The organism is Nocardia sp. NBC_01009 (assembly GCF_045208035.1).
Lineage (GTDB): Bacteria > Actinomycetota > Actinomycetes > Mycobacteriales > Mycobacteriaceae > Nocardia.
The window spans coordinates 5,835,576-5,851,000 of record NZ_CP108695.1 but is presented as its reverse complement, the minus strand read 5'-3'; the positions used below and the strand labels follow the sequence as shown (position 1 = coordinate 5,851,000).

The following is a 15,425-nucleotide window of genomic DNA, read 5'->3' as shown; positions in this document are numbered from 1 at the left end:
AGGTTGTCCTCCTTGCGACACGCGCTGTGACTGCGAAGGGTTCTCCCGACATGTTGCACATCGTGGGTCTGTGAGACGGGGCGCCCGCCATCGAGACTGAATTTACGTCACGTGGCAGCTCCGTTTCGCCACCGTCGGGCAATCACCAGTGCACCAATGAGAGAGGTATTCCGTGTCGGTCATCTTGAAGGCGCCAACAACCGAGGCCGGGACACCCAGCAAGAGCAATCCCCAGGTGGTCGAGACAGTCGCGAGCGTCATCGAGGACGTCCGCGCCGACGGCGACGACGCTGTCCGCCGATACTCCGAGAAATTCGATTCCTGGACCCCGGATTCCTTCCGGCTCGGTGAAGCGGAGATCGCACGGATTGTCGCCGACTTACCGACAACCGTCATCGATGACCTCACCTTCGTCCAGCGACAGGTCCGCACCTTCGCCCAGGCGCAGCGCGAGTCGCTAACTGACATCGAAGTCGAGACGTTGCCCGGTGTTCTGCTGGGGCACCGCAATGTACCCATCGCCGCCTCCGGCGCGTATGTTCCGGGAGGCCGTTACCCGCTGACAGCCTCCGCCCACATGACAATAGTGACCGCCAAGGTTGCCGGTGTGGGGCGCGTCGCGGCAACCACCCCACCGAACCAGGGAACACCCCCTCCGGTCAGCATCGCGGCTATGAATCTCGCTGGGGCCGATGAGATCTACGTGCTCGGCGGGGTGCAGGCCATCGCGGCACTGGCACTGGGAACCGAAACGATCTCCCCGGTCAACCTGCTCACCGGGCCTGGCAACGCCTATGTTGCCGAGGCCAAACGGCAGCTATTCGGTGAGGTGGGCATTGATTTGTTCGCGGGTCCCACCGAGGTCCTCATCGTCGCTGACGAGACCGCCGACCCGTTCGTCGTCGCGGCTGATCTACTCAGCCAGGCCGAGCACGGCCCCGATTCCCCGGTCGTGCTCATCACCACCTCCGAGGACGTCGGTCGCCGAACGATCGCTGAGGTCGAACGCCAGCTCGAATCACTGCCCACACGGGCAGTTGCCGAGGTGTCCTGGCGCAATCACGGCGAAGTGCACCTGGTGAACACCCTCGAGGACGCCTACCGTCTGGCGGACGCATTCGCCAGCGAGCATGTCCAAGTCCTTACTTCCGAACCCCGGCGGGCACTCGAGTCGATGCGTGACTACGGCGCATTGTTCCTGGGCGAGAAGACTTGTGTTTCCTACGGTGACAAAGCGATCGGGACCAATCATGTGCTGCCGACGTTGGGCGCGGCTCGCTACACCGGCGGCCTTTGGGTCGGGAAGTTCCTCAAGACCGTCACCTACCAAGAGATCGTCGACCCCGTAGCCAGCGCCGAACTCGGGCGCGTCACCGGGCGGGCCGCGCGGCTGGAAAACTTCGAAGGCCATGCTCGGTCGGCCGACGTGCGTGCCGCCAAGTACGGTGGCGACCGCCTCCCTTGGACCGATCACGACTTCGGCTAGGGCTCGCGCGTACACCTCCGCTACCTGCTGAAGGCCGGCCGGTCACAACGCAGGGGCCCGGCGAGCAGCCCACGCTCGGCCTCACGGGCGAATGGTCGGGAAACCGGAATCCTGTTCGTCGACCACCCTCGGTCACGAACCGGCACAGCCACAGATCCACACGAATCGAGGACACAGGGTGGCACGCAGTGGTCGTTCTTCCGGTCACTACCTGGCGTTGGGCGCGCTGGTGCTCAGCGGCATCTCTTTTCAGGTCGGCGCCGCGGTCGGTGTCCTGCTGTTTCCCGCGATCGGCTTTCTGGCAGTGGTTGGCCTGCGCTTGGTGTTCGGAGCTCCGATTCTGTGGATGGTTGGGCGACCACAACTGGGGTCGCTGACCCGATCAGATCTGATGACCGCGGCAACATTCGGAATCGTATCCGGTGCAATGAGTTTGAGCCTGTTCGCCGCGGTCGAACGGATCGGACTCGGCGTGGCCGTCACGATCGAGTTCACCGGGCCCCTCGCTGTGTCCCTGCTGACATCACGACGATGGCTGAACGGCTGCTGCGCGGTCATCGCGGCCGCAGCTGTCTGTGCACTCACCGGTCTGAGCGGGAAGGCGGATCCAATGGGTTGCGCACTAGGAGTCGTGGCCGCGGGTCTGTGGGCTTCGTCGATCCTGCTCAGCTCGCGGATGGGCTCGACCATCCCCGGCCGGCAAGGACCTGCCGTCGCTGTCGCTGCGGCAGCAGTCTGCTTCGCGCCAGTAGCACTGATTCATGCCGGTCGCGGCCTCGCGGACCCCGGAATTCTACTGCTCGGCTTCTGCGTGGCGATACTTGCCACTGTCGTTCCACAGATGCTCGAACTATTCGCGATTCGTCGGCTCAGCCGGGGTGAATACGGAAACCTGATGGCCCTCTACCCAGCGATCGCCGGCATCGTCGGTGTCCTAGTTCTGCGGGAAGGTCTGAGCCCGTTGCAATGGACAGCGATCGCAACGATCAGTGCGGTCAGCTGCATCGTGACTATCTCCGCAGACCGGCGAGCACGCATGCCGCGCCGCATGGAGTCGGCCGACAGCCGAACCGCACCGTTGGCAGCTGTTTCGGAATAGACGGACACGAGAGGCATCCAGGTGCAACGCGCTGCGTGCAGAACCAGCCGACAAGACTGCACGTATTGGGTCTGGGGCCGGTTGGCGATCCGGTCATATCGTCACTATTGCCAGTTGCTGCTCGCTGGCGGATCGCCTGTTCGGTGCGCCCCGCCGTTTGGCGAGGGAATAATCGCACATTCTTGGTTTCGAGCATCATTCGACGGGACTTGGTCCCGGCCGTCGAACCGATCTCGGGCCAGCCTTTTGATTGGAGTTCGTCAGTTGTGAATCATCTGAACCGGCCGCGAGTTCCCACGCTGAGGTCCGTGGATCACATCGCGTTAACCGTCCCCGATCTGGAGCATGCGGTGGCGTTCTTTGTCGATCATTTCGGCGGCGAGTGCGTGTTCAGCGATATCGGCGGGCATCATCTGGCGTTCTATGTCGATCACATCGACGCCGCTTTCGACTGTGTCACCGCTATTCCGGATGTGGTTGTTATGGAGGGCCCCAACGGCGTCGCGGCCGACGTCCTGGTGGCAGGGCAACGATGGTTCTACTTCCCCACGCCGCGGGGCATGCAATTGGAATTGACCAGCTGTACCGGTGACGGGTTCTATCAGGGCCTTCCAGCGGCTCAGGTGGCAGCGTCCAGCGATGAATGGAGGTAGTGCCGTGCTACCGCGAACCCCTTACGTTTCGATCGTTTCGAACGGTGTTCCGACCCGTTGTGAATACGATTCGCTGGGTACCCGGGAGATACCTGCGACCGCCTACTACGGAATCCACACCGTGCGTGCGGTGAAGAATTTCCCGATCAGTGGTATCCCGTTGTCGGCCTACCCGGACCTTATCGCCGCGCTCGCGGTGGTGAAACAAGCCGCCGCAGAAGCGAACCATCGGCTCGGGTTGCTGGATACGCAACGCTGCCAGGCGATCGTGGATGCTTGCAAGGAGATCCGCAAAGGGCAACTGCACGACAACTTCCTCGTGGATGTCATCCAGGGAGGCGCGGGCACGTCCACGAATATGAACGCCAACGAGGTTATCGCGAACCGGGCGTTGGAAATGTTGGGTCGCCACCCCGGCGACTACGACCACCTGGATCCCCTCGAGCATGTCAATCTCGGTCAGAGCACTAACGACGCTTATCCGACGGCAATCAAAATCGCTCTGCAGGTGCAGATCTCACGCTTGTATGGAACATTGCTGGACCTCGAAAAGGCATTCAGCAAGAAGTCCGAGGAGTTCAAGGGCCTCCTGAAGATGGGGCGGACCCAACTGCAGGACGCCGTACCGATGACCCTCGGCCAAGAGTTCGGAACATACGCGGTGATGGTCTCCGAGGATGCTGAACGGTTGATCGAGGCATCGGCGCTGGTCGCCGAGATCAATCTGGGTGGCACCGCGATCGGCACCGGGCTCAACAGTCATCCGCTCTATGCGCCGATGGTCTGCGAGGTTCTGGCCGAACTCACGAGACTGCCCTTGACCAGCGCCGACGATCTGGTGGAAGCGACTCAGGACGTGGGAGCGTTCGTCCAGTTGTCGGGAGTGCTCAAACGAACAGCGCTCAAGCTCTCCAAGATCTGCAACGATCTGCGATTGCTGTCCTCGGGCCCGCGGTCGGGATTCAACGAGATCAATCTTCCCCCTGTGCAGGCGGGCTCGAGCATTATGCCCGGCAAGGTCAATCCCGTCATCCCCGAGGTGGTCAACCAGGTCGCGTTCGAAGTCGTCGGCAATGATATGACCATCTCGATGGCCGCCGAAGGTGGGCAGCTTCAATTGAATGCTTTCGAACCGGTCATTGCCTACAGTCTCTTCAACTCGTTGACGCATCTGGATGCCGCATGCCGAACCTTGATCGACAACTGCATTGTCGGGATCACTGCTAACCCGGAGCAACTCTCGAGATCCGTGACGAACTCGATCGGGGTGATCACTGCCCTGAGTCCCTATCTTGGCTACACCACCTCGGCCAGAATCGCGAAGCGGGCGCTTCAGACCGGGCGTAGCATCCTTGACCTGATCGTGGAGGAGGGACTGCTGTCCGCTGCGCAGGTGTCGGAGCTATTGCGGCCCGAACGACTGATCACCCCGACAGACCGCGCCGATATTGTCCCGCGATTCGACGTCGCACCAGTGAAGGAGACCGAACGTTGACGAAAGTGCTCTACCTCTACGGCGGCTGGCCGGGCCATCTTCCGTACGACATTGCCGAGTGGACCAGGGATCTGCTCGCAGAACTCGGCTATGACGTGGAGGAAACGCAGGATATCTTCAGCCTCGACCAGGATCTCACTGGCTACGACCTGATCATCCTCGGTTGGAACAATGCGTTGACCACCGAGGACCTGTCGGATTCCCAGGAATCGCACCTGCTGGACGCGGTTGCCGCGGGCACCGGGGTTGCCGCCTGGCATGGCGCCGCCGCGGCGTTCCGTTCCAGCCTCCGCTACCACCTGCTGCTCGGCGGAGACTTTATCGACCATCCCGCTGGCGAGGGCTATCCGCAGCACTACCTGGTCACGGTCACCGACACCGATCACGAGGTCACCCGTGGGGTGCGTGACTTCCGGGTGGCCTCGGAGCAGTACTACATGCATGTCGACCCGAACAACATCGTTCTGGCCGAAACAACGTTCTCCGGTGAGCATTTCGCATGGCTGGAGGGACTGAGAAGCCCAGTGGCGTGGGTACGGCAATGGGGTGAGGGGCGAGTCTTCTACCACTCGATCGGTCACACCCCGCTGGATTTGGCCGGCGACGACGTCCGCCGTCTCACCAAGCAGGGCATCGTCTGGGCAACCCGGAAGCAGTAGCGGGCTTGCTCAACCTTGCGGGCGAGGATGCCTGAGCCCAAAAGCGTTTAGGGATGCGACCAGCTTGACGGGCCAGGTATCCGGCGCGCACCGCGTTGGCCATGGCGGCAGCCATGAGTTCGGGGTGACGGGCCCGTGTCACCGCGGTGGCGAGCAGGACGGCCGAGCAGCCGAGTTCCATGGCGAGGGCGGCGTCGCTCGCGGTGCCGATGCCCGCGTCGAGGATGACGGGAACCCCAGCCCCGGCCACGATCATTTCGATGTTGTGCGGGTTGCCGATGCCGAGGCCGGTGCCGATCGGGGCGCCGAGCGGCATGACCGCGGCGCAGCCCGCGTCTTCCAGCCTGCGGGCCAGGATGGGGTCGTCGGTGGTGTAGGGCAGCACCACGAAACCCGCATCGACCAGTTGTTCTGCGGCGGTGAGCAATTCGATGGGGTCGGGAAGCAGGGTTCGCTCGTCGGCGATCACCTCCAGCTTGACCCAGTTGGTGTCGAGCGCCTCGGCGGCCAGCTGTGCGGTGAGCACTGCTTCGGCGGCGGTGCGACAGCCCGCCGTATTGGGCAGCGCCGTAATGTCCAGGCGCTTCAGCAAATCGAGCACCCCCGTGCCGCCGACGGCGTCCACGCGGCGCATCGCGACCGTGGTGAGTTCGGTACCAGAGGCGAGCAATGCCTCCTCGAGCACGGCGAGGTTGTCCGCGCCGCCGGTGCCCATGATCAGCCGGGAGCCGAACTGCTTGCCCGCGATCTCCAATGCGTGATCGGTCATCGGGGTGTCGGCGCGTCTTTGCGTAGCAGCCCGGCCCCGCGCAAGTCTGCCCACAACTGCGGGTCGATACTGGCTTCGAACAGATCGGCGTTCTTCTGCTGCTGACCTCGGTTGCGGGCGCCGATGCAAATGCTAGAAACGGCGGGGTGGGCGAAGGCGAACTGCAGCGCCGCCGCCGGCAGCGCGACGTTGTGCCGATCGCAGATACGTTGAATCTCCGCAGTTTTCGCCTTCACCGACTCGGGGGCGGACGCGTAGTTGAACCTTGCCGTCTCGATAGGTCCGGTTGCCAGGATCCCGCTGTTGTAGACGCCCCCGAGCACGATGCCGACGCCTCTGTCCTGACACGCTGGGAGAAGGTCGTCGAGAGGGTCCTGCTCGAGCAGAGTGTAGCGGCCTGCCAGCAGGAAGCAGTCGGCGTCGGTGTTCTGCAGAGCGCGGTAGCAGATATCGGCTTCGTTGACACCGAATCCGATCGCTTTGACCACACCTTGATCACGCAACGTCTCGAGGGCTGGATAGGCAGAGTTCAACGCTTGCTTGAAAACCTCCGGCTGATCCTCACCATGGGTGCGGCGGTCGCAGTCGTGGATGAGCAGGATGTCGAAGTTGTCGGTGAGCATCCGCTGCATGCTCTGCTCGACGCTGCGCATCACACCGTCGTAGCTGTAGTCGTACTCGGCTTCGAACGGTGGTGTGTCGACGTAAGAATCGTTGGAGGCCGTGCCATTGGCGCTGCGGCCCACGACCCGGCCCACCTTGGTTGCGATCGCGTAGTCGGTGCGCGGATACGCACGCAGCGCATACCCGAGCCGGTATTCGCTCAGTCCGTGCCCGTATAGGGGTGCCGTATCGAAGAAGCGCGCACCCAATTCCCATGCCTGCGATACCATCTCGGCGGAATCACCGTCGCTGGAGGGCTCGCGATAGTTCCCGATCGGTGCTCCGCCGAATCCCATGGCAGTCAACTGCACGCCCGAGCGGCCCAACTGCGTCGTTTTGCTGATCTTCATGACGCATTCCCCTTTTGTCAATGTGGCACCAGCCGGCGCGCAGCACGGTTACACACCGACCGTTCCGTGATCTCGGCCCCGCTGTTCACGGACACCAGCCCATGGACCTGCATTTCGCCGCCTGGTCGACACCACGTTAAGTGCTCGGAATCCCTCTGCCACCGCCCAGAGTGAGCATCACATCCGAATTTGGATGCACATATCGCACGAGAGCAGGAATGCGGTTCGGGGAGCGTGGGATTCACGATGCCGCACCGGATTCCGCACCGCCTGACAAACCTAGGATTCCGGTAACTGATCAGGTGGTTGCGTCCGGTTGACTGGCGTGTCGTCTTGGCTGCCGGTTGATTGGCGAATGATGTCGGGTGCATGGTGATTCGCGTCCGTAGTATGAGGAGCTCGCTGCTCTGGTGGAGCGGCAGGCGGATCGGCTCGGGAGGCAGGCTGGTCTGCTGAAGCGTCAGGCTGCGTTATCGAGCGGCAGGCGGGTGTGATCGAGGGGCTCAGGGCCGAGTTGGCGGAGCTGTAACGACAGGTGGGGCGAAACTGGTCGCCTCGGCCGAGGCCGGCAGGATTGACGCCGACGCGCTGGCTGCGCAGATCCACCTCTATCGCAGCGCCACGCACCTCGGCATGGTCGAAACCGTCACCTGTGCAACCGCGGTGATGAAGTCACCGAACCGTTGGCGCGCAGGCTGCTCGACCGCCAAGACGACTACCTGCGGTTCGCCACGAACCTGGCGGTCCCGCCGGACAACAACGGCTCTGAACGTGACATCCGCATGATCAAACTTCGCCAATCGGCACACTCCCGGTGCACGACAGTTCTGCACGATACGAAGCTAGTTATCCACCACGGCCAAGCACGGCCAGCGAACCTTCGAAAACCCTCGTCATGTTCGCCGAGGGGCGACCAGGGCTGCCCGCATAACCTGACCAGTTACGAATTCCGATTGTGTTCGATGGTTCACAAGCACATACTTCACCGGCCGACTACGGTCGATAACATGGCCGAAACCTTCTGGCCAGACGGTGAAATTGACTCCGGCAATCCTGCACACGATGTGTCTTCGCTCGGGTTTGCCGGAAGATCACACTCATCCTGTGGCAACAGTCACAGTAGGGCAGTCGGTGGCGGGACAGTACCCGGTTCCAGCCTCCGACGGCTTCGGATTCCAAGGCTCGTGAATGATCTACTCCTTCTCTTCAACGGGTGGGACACGTAGCGCATCGAGGTCACCGAGGCGTGTGAGGACATCACGCGCGGTCGGTAGTCGGGCGTTCGCTCATGGTCTTGCAACTCGATCTGCGATCCACTGTTGAAAGAGAAGGATGTCAATTATGAATGACGACCCGGGCAAACAGCTTTCCGCTGACGATGCTCATCTGCGTGTGCTCGGCTACGAGGAGAGCTTCGATCGCAAGATCAATATGTGGGCGAATTTCGCGCTGGGCTTTTTGTACCTGTCGCCCATGGTGGGGATCTTGTCGATGTTCGCCCAGGCGCTGACGACGGCTGGCCCCCCGTCGATCCTGTGGCTGGTCATCGCCGCGTTCGGGCAGCTGCTGGTGGCGATGGTATTCGGTGAGATCGTGTCGCAGTTCCCGATCGCGGGTGGCCTGTATCAATGGGCGCGCCGATTGTGGAATGGCCGCTACGCGTGGATCATGTCCTGGATCTACATTGTGGGAGTGTTTGTTGGCGTGACGACCACCGCGATGTTCTCCGCCGACTTCGTGCTCGGCCTGTTTCGCTCCGACGCCAACCTTGCCTCCACCCCTGGCGAGAAGCTGGTCGTGGCCATCGTGGTCACGGTGCTGTCGCTGCTATTGAACATTACCGGTAGTAAGACCCTTGCCACTATTGCCCGGATCGGCCTGGCCGCCGAACTCGCCGGCATCATCGCGGTCGGACTGTATCTGCTGGTCTTTCACCGCAAGAACTCCATCTCGGTGCTGTTCGACACCATGGGTACCGGGCATGGGGACTACCTGAGTGCTTTCGTCACCGCGGCGGTCATCGGCCTGGTTCTGTTCTACGGATTCGAAGCATGCGGAGAAGTCGCTGAAGAAACACCCGACCCCAGCCGCACGATCCCGCGATCGATGATGCTGACCGTAATTCTCGGCGGCGCCGCTGCACTGTTCGGCTTCGTCGGATACATCCTCGCCGCCCCGAACCTGCAGGAAATCGTCGACGGTGAAGTGGCCAACCCCGTGATGGCCATCCTGACCGACACCTTCGGGACTGTCGGCACCAAGATCTTCCTGCTGATCGCCTTGACGTCCTTCCTGGCCTGCGTCATGGGTCAGCAGGCAGCAGGCAGCCGGTTGGTCTTCTCCTTCGCCCGCGACGACATGTTCCCCGGAAGCCACATCTTCAAGCAGATTTCCGCACGCAAGGTCCCAGTCAACGCGCTGATCGCCTTCACCGTGCTGCCGATCGCACTGTTCGTGTTGCTGTACTTCCTGCCCGATGCACTGTTTCGGGTCGCCTCCTTCCAGATCCTCGCGGGCTACTTCGCCTTCCAGATGGTCGTGTTCGCTTCCCTGCGTGCGCGATTCAAGGGCTGGAAACCAGCGGGCCGGTGGTCGCTGGGCAGGTGGGGCTGGCCGGTCGGAATCGGCGCCCTGATCTACGGCGTGGCGTCGATGATTGTGCTGGCACGCCCCAACGGAGACACCAGCCTGGCGTTCTACGACAGATGGATCGCGCTCATCGGATTCCTCATCGTGGCCGCGGTTGGGTTGATCTACATGGTCGTCGCCAAGCCCTACACGAAGTCCATCGCACCCGAAGGCGATGCCATCGAAATCGCCGAGGTGCTGCGGGCCCACCACAGCCAGCGCGACCTCCAGGACATCGCTGACCGCACTCCAGCAGCCTCCTCCGACTAGTCCTTTGGAAAACCCGCCTGTCCGGCACGAAGGTCGCCTCGGACGCCGGACCGGCGGGGTATCCGCCACGGTCAGCAACTCTCAGGAGACAGCAATGGGAACACTGGACGGCAAGGTCGCGTTACTCACCGGAATCGCGCGTGGGGCAGGGCCGCAACCACGCCCTGACTCTGGCCCGTGAAGGCGCCGCCGTCATCGGCTTGGATCTCGACGATTCTCCCGCATGACTGTCGTGGTCAGTCCACGCGACAGGACGGAGAAATGGCTTGCTGTTCATCGGCGACGACTGGGCGGAAGACCACCGCGACATCGCGGTGATGGACCCTGACGGGCGGACCAGGACACGGGCCAAGCTGCCAGAAGGCGCGGCTGGAATCGCCAAGTTCCACAAGATCGTTGCCGATTTTCATGGCGAGGGCGCCGAGCCGTCGGAGGTGCCGATCGGGATCGAGACCGACCGAGGGCCGGCGCAGCTGCTCGACGCGGATCTCGCCGGCGGCGAGACCGTGGTAGGGCCCACCATGCTCCGGCGTCAGTGACAGCCCGACCAGCGTGGTCACCGGCCTCTCAGCGCATAACACCGCATCGGTCAGCTCGACCAGCGCATCCGGACGCACCGCGAGGCTGTCGTAGAACGAACAACGAAACCCCGCAAGGCAATCCGGCACCGACGACTGTGTTCGCTCGCCCGAACCAGCCGCCTCGGGCTCAATCTGAGTCACGGCCACCGTCTTCATCTTCAGGATCTGTGGTAGGAACCCGAGGATCATGGAACGGTGGCCATCCCATGTCACGACGACACGCCAGTCACCATCACCGGAATATGCGCAGCAGCAACAATTTTGACGATCGCAGAGGGTTAGAGGTTAACGACAAGCTCAGTCGGTGCGCGGCAGTTACCCGGTGCCGCATCAATTCGACTGAAGAGCTTCGACAGATACCCCTCTGCGCAACATATGCATGAGGCGTCGCTTGGCCTGCTCACCTTGCCTATTACTCCCCGCGCATCCGCGTAACAGACTGTGACTAGCGCCACTCAACGACGAGTGCACCTAGGACGCCGAATTGTCCGGACCGCTGCAACGACGCGGCCTTCCGGACAGGTCGCAACGACGCGGCTTCGACGCCCCCCAACGCAATGACAGCCTGGCGATGAGGTCACGAACCGCAACTGCGGGCCTCGATAGAGATCCCAGTGTTCCACGGCGATCGGAATGATCGCAGAACGCGTCGCCGTCAAGGAGACGACCTGTTTAGGCGGTGAGTGATGTATCTGAACGGATACACATCAACAAGAGAGCAGTCGGTCGGCGAATCCTCGTCGACGAGGGCGATGCCGTTATTGGAGCCCGCACACCTACTTCAAGCGATCTCGGGTCGCTGTACCAGTACCGTACCCCTCGTTCGGTGGGCGCGAGAACTCAGCGATATGCACGCGGAGTTAATTCCGTTCCGGATCGACCAGGCGCCGCAGCTCGCCTGCGAGCCGGTTCGTGCAGAAATTGATCGAGTTGTGGGTGAGATCGATGCGTGGGCGGCCCGCCATGTGCCGCGCACGAAAGGCGCGCGCAAACACACGCACTCGCTAGGGGAGGTGATCAGCCACATCGCTAAAACCTACGCCGAGGCGTGGTGGATAGTGCTGCACTCGGCAGACACCGAAACGCGGCATCATGCCTGGTTCCACCTGGCTGAGGCACGTGAAGGTTACGCAGAAATGGTGAACGAAATACGGACTCGGCACCTCCAACTGCCGTTGGGATCGAGCGGAATTTGGAGCGCAGCTGGTGACATCGGGTATGAACGGAAGCGGAACGTCATGTCGAATACGTGACTGAGTTACAAGCGGTCGCCGACGTGATAGACCGATCGGCGCGATATGCAACACGCCGAGCCGGCCATCTGAAGAACACATCAAGAGGTTCGAATAGATAGATAGATATCAAGGAGATAGAAATGTATCGGAAAGTCGACTACGAGCTGCATCAGGATTTCAAGCGCTGGACTGAACTGATCGACCGCGCCGCACACGCCGAAAACGAAGTCGAAAGGGAGAAACCCGCATTGCAAGCGGCAGCGCTGGAAGAGAAGTGGAGCTGTACTGCCGCCGAATTCTGGAGAATAATGCGCGACCTGCATGAGCGACGGTACGAGAACATAGCTTTGGTGCGGGCGAGAGCAAGGGCTGAAATGCGCACCGATATTGATGATCCCAGGAGCCGGCCGTGCGCATGAACTGTCAGATGCAAACCGGCGCACTACGGCACCGTAGCCCTCGAGTTGGCGCGCATCAGCGGGCGCCACACCGACTCCGGCCGTCACGGCAGCCGTTCGACACCAGCCACCTAGAGCCCGTATGCGAGCATCTCGCAAGCATCTAGGCGGCCACCAGCAACCGCCGAGCACGGAGTGTCACTGGTGGCCGAAGGCAAGCTCACATGCTCATGATGCCAGCGGGCTGGCGTACCACTGGGCGAGGCGTTCTCTCAGCCGAGCGGGGGTGGTGAAGAGGTGGCCGTGCATACCGATTGCCTCGGCGCCGCGAATGTTATCTTGACGGTCGTCGACGAACAGGATGCGAGCGGGGTCGTCGCGCAGGGCGTTCTGGCACCACAGGTAGGCGTCCGGCTCGGGTTTAGCGTGGCCGATGCGGCAGGAGAAGGCGTGTAAGTGGAAGTGCCGGAACCAGCTGTGATTTTCCTCGTAATGGGCAGCCAATTCCTCGGGGATGTTGGATAGCAGCGCGATCCGGCGATCGGCTACCGCGAGTTCGCCGAGCAAGGCGATCATGGTGTCGTCGACTCCGCTCCAGCTGGCAACGTCTGCCGCGATGAGTTCCGCGATCCGACGGTCATCGAAACGGGTGCCGAGATGGTCGGCCACCTGACGCCAGTAGCCGGGGCCGGTCACCTCTCCCCGGTCATACGGCGGGCGCAGCGTCCAGTAGGCGTCCCAGAAGGCCGGGCCGGTCGCGCCGGCCGTATGGGCCAATCGGTTCTTCCCTTCGAGAGACTGGTGGTGTGCAATGACACCGAATAGGTCGAAGAGCACGGTGCCGGTCATAGAGTCACCTTCCGTACGACGACGCCGGCTTCCGCCAGTGCGTCGATGTGATCGTCCTCGGCGGTCTCGTCGGTGACCACGGCATGTATAGCGGATGCGGGCGCGACGAAGGCCAGGGCGGTGCGAGAGAGCTTGGCGGCCTCCGTGACAGCGATGACACGGCGGGCCGAGGCGATCGCGGCGCGCTTGACCGCGGCATCGTCCAGGTCGTAGGCGGTCAGGCCGTCTGCCGCGGTCAGCCCACAGCATCCGATAACCGCGGTGTCGAACCGTAGCGCCGCCAGTGACGCGACGGTCAGCGGGCCGGTCAGGGCCAGCTCGCCTGGCCGCGGCTTACCTCCAGGTACCAGCAGCGTTAACAGAGGTAACCCGGTCAGCGCGTTCACCGCGTGCAACGACAGCGGCATCACGGTCAGGCGACGGTGCTCGAGCGCGCGGGCCACCTCCAGACAGGTGGTGCCGCTGTCGAGGACGACGGACTCGCCCTCGGCGATCAGCCCGGCGACCTCGGCGGCGATGCGCTGCTTAACGTTCAGCCCTTCCTGTGCACGCAGGGCGAAAGGGGGTTCGTCGCCGTGTAACAGCAGGCTTTTCGCCCCACCGCGATAGCGCTCGAGGACACCTTGACCGGCCAAAGTCTCGAGGTCGCGGCGGATGGTCATCTCTGACGCGCCGGTGAGTCCGGCCAGCTCCGCGACCCCGATTTGGCCTGCCGTGCGCACGGCTTCAGTGATCTGCCTCAGTCGATTGGTACTCGCCACACCTTCGATAGAACATCAATTGTGTTCGAAAATCAATCTTACGAAAGTAGAGTCTGTTCGATAGGATCGGTCACATCGAGATACCGCAGCGGGCTGGGTGGCAACTGTCGCCCCGCTTCGCGTTGAATGGGAAGAGGTCGATCGTGACTGAGTTCGAGCGTGACGCGCACGCTGTCCTGCTACCGGTAGTGTCAGATTTCGAGGTTGATCCCTGGCTGCGGCGCCTGTTGGAGCAGGGGACGCGTTCGGTTCTGGTGGGCGAGAGTCGCGATGAGTATGTGGCCCGCGCGATGTCAGCCGATCGGCACGACGGCGAATCGGTCGAAACCTTCACTGCATTCGCCGCGGACGTCGAACGTAGCACTGACGGACTGCCGCTTCTCGCGGTCGATCAGGAGCCGTGGGGGATCGCACGACTGCACGGTCTAGTACCTGTGTTCCCGGACAAGGACGAGCTCGCGAACCTCTCGGATGAGGAGATCTCCGCAGCGGCGGCGGCCGTGGGCGCCGCCGCGCGTCGGCTGGGCGTGAACGTGTTCCTTTCGCCGGTCCTCGATGTGCTCAGCGGTGCCAATCCGTGGCTGCAAGGGCGAACCCTTGACTACGGGCACGAACAGGTGGGGCGTATCGCCGCCGCGTTCGTCACCGGTGTGCAGGGCGCGGGCGTCATGGCGGTCGCGAAACACTTTCCCGGCCACCCCGAACTCGCCGACGACCCCGCCCTGCGCGATACAGTGCTGGACAACCAGCACACGGTCGATGCCGACCTACTGCCATTCGGCAAGGTCATCGCGGCCGGAGTTCGTGCAATTATGACTGGGCCGGTCGTCGTGAACGCGATCGATCCGGATGAACCTGCGTCGACGTCCGCCAAGACCGTCGGAATACTTCGCCGCGACCTTGGTTTCCAAGGTCTCATCGTGACCGACGACCTCGACACTCCCAGCACAACCCGCGGGCGCTCGCTTCGCGACACAGTGCTGGCAAGCCTCGAAGCTGGGGCAGACCTACTACTTCTGCCCGGCGGACCCGAACTCATCGAGATCGCTCACGACATTGCTCGGCAAGCCCAACTCGATCCGGCGTTCGGCATCCGGTTGGCCGAGGCGGCCGAACGCGTACGGCACACCGCCGACTTGGCCGGCTCCGGCCGAAACTGATGCGCCACACACCGTCTGTAAGGGGACACGGTGCTCGCGGCGCCAGCCCTGCCGCGAGCTGCGCGCCCCTTTGGATGGTGCTTGGCGCCTCCCGTGAGGACCAGCACCTCCCGGCACGGGGTCTTCGCCTGATGAGCGATTGCTCCTCGACAACCAGCCGAAGGATGTCAGGGTGTGGTGATCGGACCGAGCCGGACGCGGCTGATCACAATGTCGAGCCAGATGGCTTGGTTTCTCGAAAACTGCTACTCTGCAGCCAGATCCGGCGCTGGGCATGTTGAGTTCCCCAGTTGTGGCCGACCGATCCCAGCCATCCGGCCAGGTCCACCGAGAACTCGCCGGTGGAGAATGAGCCGCTCAGCCGTAGCG

The 15,425-nt window shown here is 62.7% G+C and carries 15 protein-coding genes and 1 pseudogene; 11 read left to right on the top strand and 5 right to left on the bottom strand.

The window, feature by feature from the left end:
* Positions 1-172 precede the first annotated feature (172 nt).
* The 5 genes from hisD to OHA42_RS26185 all read left to right on the top strand — a co-directional run bounded on the left by hisD (position 173) and on the right by OHA42_RS26185 (position 5,392).
* Complete coding sequence (gene hisD, locus OHA42_RS26205) at positions 173-1,486, top strand: histidinol dehydrogenase (RefSeq protein ID WP_406230488.1); 1,314 nt, start codon at positions 173-175, stop codon at positions 1,484-1,486.
* Between the two features lie 178 nt (positions 1,487-1,664).
* The gene (locus OHA42_RS26200; RefSeq protein WP_406230487.1) at positions 1,665-2,585 is read left to right on the top strand and encodes an EamA family transporter; all 921 of its coding nucleotides are present in this window, start codon (positions 1,665-1,667) and stop codon (positions 2,583-2,585) included.
* 308 nt (positions 2,586-2,893) lie between these two features.
* Entirely contained in the window at positions 2,894-3,238 is a 345-nt protein-coding gene (locus OHA42_RS26195; RefSeq protein WP_406230486.1) for a hypothetical protein, read from the top strand.
* A gap of 31 nt (positions 3,239-3,269) precedes the next feature.
* Positions 3,270-4,733, top strand: coding sequence for an aspartate ammonia-lyase (locus OHA42_RS26190; protein ID WP_406239612.1), 1,464 nt, complete (start codon positions 3,270-3,272; stop codon positions 4,731-4,733).
* 5 nt (positions 4,734-4,738) lie between these two features.
* Entirely contained in the window at positions 4,739-5,392 is a 654-nt protein-coding gene (locus OHA42_RS26185; protein WP_406239610.1) for a ThuA domain-containing protein, read from the top strand.
* Here OHA42_RS26185 and OHA42_RS26180 read toward each other — a convergent pair.
* Positions 5,352-6,161: a thiazole synthase gene (locus OHA42_RS26180; RefSeq protein WP_406230485.1), complete on the bottom strand. Its 810-nt coding sequence runs from the start codon at positions 6,159-6,161 to the stop codon at positions 5,352-5,354. The genes OHA42_RS26185 and OHA42_RS26180 overlap by 41 nt on opposite strands.
* On the bottom strand, positions 6,158-7,174 hold the full coding sequence (locus tag OHA42_RS26175; protein WP_406230484.1) for an aldo/keto reductase: 1,017 nt from the start codon (positions 7,172-7,174) through the stop codon (positions 6,158-6,160). The genes OHA42_RS26180 and OHA42_RS26175 overlap by 4 nt, the downstream gene beginning before the upstream one ends.
* Before the next feature lie 683 nt (positions 7,175-7,857).
* Between OHA42_RS26175 and OHA42_RS26170 the strand changes: the two genes are divergently transcribed.
* From OHA42_RS26170 to OHA42_RS26160, 3 genes and pseudogenes are all read left to right on the top strand, one after another.
* Entirely contained in the window at positions 7,858-8,400 is a 543-nt protein-coding gene (locus OHA42_RS26170; protein WP_406230483.1) for a transposase, read from the top strand.
* Between the two features lie 115 nt (positions 8,401-8,515).
* Complete coding sequence (locus OHA42_RS26165; RefSeq protein ID WP_406230482.1) at positions 8,516-10,072, top strand: APC family permease; 1,557 nt, start codon at positions 8,516-8,518, stop codon at positions 10,070-10,072.
* A gap of 94 nt (positions 10,073-10,166) precedes the next feature.
* Positions 10,167-10,281, top strand: a pseudogene (locus OHA42_RS26160) (SDR family mycofactocin-dependent oxidoreductase); the annotation flags it as partial.
* A gap of 27 nt (positions 10,282-10,308) precedes the next feature.
* On the opposite strand, the gene OHA42_RS26155 reads toward OHA42_RS26160, so the two are convergent.
* On the bottom strand, positions 10,309-10,866 hold the full coding sequence (locus tag OHA42_RS26155; RefSeq protein ID WP_406230481.1) for a hypothetical protein: 558 nt from the start codon (positions 10,864-10,866) through the stop codon (positions 10,309-10,311).
* Between the two features lie 635 nt (positions 10,867-11,501).
* Between OHA42_RS26155 and OHA42_RS26150 the strand changes: the two genes are divergently transcribed.
* Both OHA42_RS26150 and OHA42_RS26145 read left to right on the top strand, forming a co-directional pair.
* A complete protein-coding gene (locus tag OHA42_RS26150; RefSeq protein ID WP_406230480.1) occupies positions 11,502-11,906 on the top strand; it encodes a hypothetical protein in 405 nt (134 codons plus the stop codon).
* A gap of 122 nt (positions 11,907-12,028) precedes the next feature.
* Positions 12,029-12,307 carry a hypothetical protein gene (locus OHA42_RS26145; RefSeq protein WP_406230479.1) on the top strand — a complete coding sequence of 93 codons (279 nt, stop codon included), beginning with the start codon at positions 12,029-12,031 and terminating at the stop codon, positions 12,305-12,307.
* A 207-nt stretch (positions 12,308-12,514) separates the two neighbouring features.
* Here OHA42_RS26145 and OHA42_RS26140 read toward each other — a convergent pair whose 3' ends face one another.
* The gene (locus OHA42_RS26140; protein WP_406230478.1) at positions 12,515-13,135 is read right to left on the bottom strand and encodes an HAD family hydrolase; all 621 of its coding nucleotides are present in this window, start codon (positions 13,133-13,135) and stop codon (positions 12,515-12,517) included.
* The gene (locus OHA42_RS26135) at positions 13,132-13,896 is read right to left on the bottom strand and encodes a DeoR/GlpR family DNA-binding transcription regulator (protein ID WP_406230477.1); all 765 of its coding nucleotides are present in this window, start codon (positions 13,894-13,896) and stop codon (positions 13,132-13,134) included. Before OHA42_RS26135 ends, OHA42_RS26140 begins: the two co-directional genes overlap by 4 nt.
* 143 nt (positions 13,897-14,039) lie before the next feature.
* Here OHA42_RS26135 and OHA42_RS26130 point away from each other — a divergent pair, with 143 nt between their 5' ends.
* Positions 14,040-15,056: a glycoside hydrolase family 3 N-terminal domain-containing protein gene (locus OHA42_RS26130; protein ID WP_406230476.1), complete on the top strand. Its 1,017-nt coding sequence runs from the start codon at positions 14,040-14,042 to the stop codon at positions 15,054-15,056.
* Positions 15,057-15,425 lie beyond the last annotated feature (369 nt).

What these genes read in the sequence shown, in the direction of transcription:
- OHA42_RS26145 (WP_406230479.1), top strand. Translation starts at nt 12,029, where the DNA reads ATGTATCGGAAAGTCGACTACGAGCTGCATCAGGATTTCAAGCGCTGG.
- OHA42_RS26175 (WP_406230484.1), bottom strand. Translation starts at nt 7,174, where the DNA reads ATGAAGATCAGCAAAACGACGCAGTTGGGCCGCTCGGGCGTGCAGTTG.
- OHA42_RS26140 (WP_406230478.1), bottom strand. Translation starts at nt 13,135, where the DNA reads ATGACCGGCACCGTGCTCTTCGACCTATTCGGTGTCATTGCACACCAC.
- OHA42_RS26165 (WP_406230482.1), top strand. Translation starts at nt 8,516, where the DNA reads ATGAATGACGACCCGGGCAAACAGCTTTCCGCTGACGATGCTCATCTG.
- OHA42_RS26180 (WP_406230485.1), bottom strand. Translation starts at nt 6,161, where the DNA reads ATGACCGATCACGCATTGGAGATCGCGGGCAAGCAGTTCGGCTCCCGG.
- OHA42_RS26150 (WP_406230480.1), top strand. Translation starts at nt 11,502, where the DNA reads ATGCACGCGGAGTTAATTCCGTTCCGGATCGACCAGGCGCCGCAGCTC.